Annotated in this window: 1 protein-coding gene and 1 pseudogene; one reads left to right on the top strand and one right to left on the bottom strand. The window is 61.0% G+C overall.

What is annotated here, in order from left to right; all coding sequences use genetic code 11:
• Nucleotides 1-131: 131 nt before the first annotated feature.
• Nucleotides 132-1,508: pseudogene (locus AX703_RS28520) on the top strand (IS66 family transposase); the annotation flags it as partial.
• Between the two features lie 36 nt (nucleotides 1,509-1,544).
• Here AX703_RS28520 and AX703_RS26895 read toward each other — a convergent pair.
• A partial coding sequence (locus AX703_RS26895) for a recombinase zinc beta ribbon domain-containing protein (RefSeq protein WP_231735637.1) occupies nucleotides 1,545-2,838 on the bottom strand: 1,294 nt, incomplete at its 5' end.

Raw genomic sequence — 2,838 nt, 5'->3', positions numbered from 1 at the left:
GGCGATGCTGATCGAGGGCCTGAACTGGAAGCAGGCGATCGTACACGACGAGGTGATGGCGCCGAGCTTGGCCTAGCTGAAAATCTCCCGGAAAACCGCGATTTGACTGGGGTTTTGCCCTCGCATCGGCTATGAAAATGGCCATGCGGTTCGAGTTTGATCGTCTTCCTTCCGACCCGGTTCTCCTGCAGCGGATGCTGCGGGAAATGGCCGAGGTGCTCGAGCAGGAGCGCGCTGCGTTGAATGCCGCCAAGGCGCTCGTCACCACCCAGAGCCTCACGATCGAGAAGCTCGAGCATCGTTTGGCGCGGCTGCTGCGCGTCCAGTTCGGCCGCAGCTCCGAGAAGATGGACATCGCCCAGTTGCGGCTGATGTTCGACGAAATCGACACGCCTGTTGCCGCCAACGATGATGCGGGATCACTTGGCAAAGTGCGGCAGCCGGCGCCGCGTACGGCCGGGGTCAGAGCGCCGATCCCGGCACATGTGCCGCGCCAGGTTGTCGAGCATCGGCCGGGGACATGCTCGCCGGGCTGTATTGGGCAGCAGACGCAAATCGGCGAGGACGTCACCGAAGTGCTGGACTATATCCCCGCGCGCTTCCGCGTGATCCGGCACGTGCGCCCGCGCGTTGCCTGCCGGGTGTGTGAGCAGATCCACCAGGCCCCCGCGATCGACCTGCCGCTGCCCAAGGTCATGGCCAGCAGTGCGCTGCTGGCGCATCTGATCGTAAGCCGCTTCGTCGATCACGTGCCATGGAATCGGCAATCGGTGATCCTGCGCCGGCAGGGCATCGACATCGATCGCGACGTGATGAGCCGATGGGCCCGCAAGCTCGCCTGGCTGATGGCGCCGCTGGGCGAGCGGCTGCTTGCATATATCCTGGAAGCGCCGAAGATACATGGCGACGACACGCCGGTCACCTTGCTGGGCAACGGGAATGGCAGTGCCATCGCACGCTTCTGGGTCTATCTGCGCCATGGCTGGTCGAGCGGCGACATGGAACCGCCAGCTGTGGCCTACCGCTTCAGCGCGGATCGCGGCGGTCATCATCCGGCCGCGCACCTCGCCAATTACCGTGGCTATCTGCAGGCGGACGGCTTTGCGGGCTACAACGCGCTCTACCGGGACCCGAAGACCAAGGTGCCACGCGATGTTGTGGAGGTTGGCTGCTGGGCCCATGCGCGGCGCAAGTTTACCGACGTGCTCGACAAGAACCCGTCACCGGTCGCGGCCGAAGCCGTGGTCAGGATCGCGGAGCTCTTTGCGATCGAGCGCGAGATCAAGGGCGCGCCGCCGGACCAGAGACGACGGGTCAGGCAGGAACGCGCCTTACCCAGACTTGCGTCACTGCGAAGCTGGCTGGAGGCCATGGAGCAGGGGCTATCGTCCGACAGCGCTCTGGCCAAGGCATGCCGCTATCCGCTGAATCGATGGGCCGCCATGATCCGCTACTGCGATGAAGGCCTGCTCGAGATCAGCAACAATCTGGTCGAGAACGCCTTGCGCGGAGTTGCCGCAACTGATTCATACTGCACCTCCTCTTCAAATGCCCGGAAACAGGGACTTTTGGTTTTCCATTTTGATGCGACACGGGCCTCTGTGACGCGGAAACTGCGTCACTTCGTCCTTTTCCAGATCCGTAGCCAGGATTTGATGCGGCGCATCGGGTACCACTTGCTGGGTGGGCAGCACGCCCTCTTTTATCAGTCGGCGGACGCGATGAGCGGTAACCCCAAGCTTTTGGGCGGCTTCGGTTAGTGTGAGCCACTCGCCGTTCTTTTCTGCGGATCGGTAGCCATGAATTTTATGGACCGTGCGCAGTGCCCCGACACGGCGCGCCGTCCACGTTTTTCCCTGTCCGGTCTGCATTCCCATCCGGTTGAGAGTGGCGGCAATGTCGGCGTCAGACCACCGGGTAGCCATGGACCGCATGACGGCAAGGGCGGCCTGCGGGGTACTCTGGCCATGTTCACCAGATTTGGGTTTGCTAATACGCAGCTGAGAGTGTTGGCCACCTTTCCAGTGGATCGTCAAAATGACTTCGCGCTTCTCGTCGTCTACGTCAGCAACGATATCAGTCACGAGAGTGCGAAGGAGCTGTTGACGGCAACGCATGTCGACACCAGGCGCGCGCCAGGCCGTCGCCAGATCGGTAGCCATGTCGTTAAAATCGGGAACTGGGGTGGCAAGATCGATTTGTCGCACTTGGGCCAAAGCCGCTTCGCAGGCTTCCACGCGCCTCAGCGCTGCCTCCCAACTCTTCTCAAGTTGAGCAGCGATCAATCGGTTGTCAGGATCGCAAGCGGCATAGCGGCGTTCCGCAAGAGATGCCTCGTATCGTGCTTGCTGCAAGTCCAGCTTCACCATTTGGTGCCGTTGTTCCAGATTATCCCGATGTCCTCGTTCAGCTTCCATTGCAGCCTCGATCGCCATTGGCGTCACGGCGCGCAATATCTCTCTTCCAATAGCAGGATCGATGCGAGAGGCGCCAAAAGTCATACATCGTGGCTTGGCCAACATCTGATTGATACGTTCGCAGCGATAATAGGGATGTCCCGGAGCGCGCCCCGAATAGACGACGCCCAATCGCCTTCCACATCTTCCGCAGGTGAGCAGTCCTGCAAGCAGCGCCCTACCGCCACGCCCGGACTTAACTCCGCCCTTCTGTCCGAAAGCATTAACGGCAATAAGGCTCTGGTTCCTCTCAAACTCACTCCAATCGATATAGCCTTCATGATGGTCTTGGAGCATCACTTCCCACGTTCCAAGAGGTTTGCCGTGGGTCACGTCCGTCAATGAGGTGTAATTTGGGGTGTGGTCACCGGGCTGCATGGTC

This window comes from Novosphingobium sp. CCH12-A3 (assembly GCF_001556015.1).
In the GTDB taxonomy this organism is placed as follows: Bacteria; Pseudomonadota; Alphaproteobacteria; order Sphingomonadales; family Sphingomonadaceae; genus Novosphingobium; species Novosphingobium subterraneum.
Note: the sequence above shows the minus strand (reverse complement) of the source record. Positions and strands in the feature narration are given on the sequence as shown.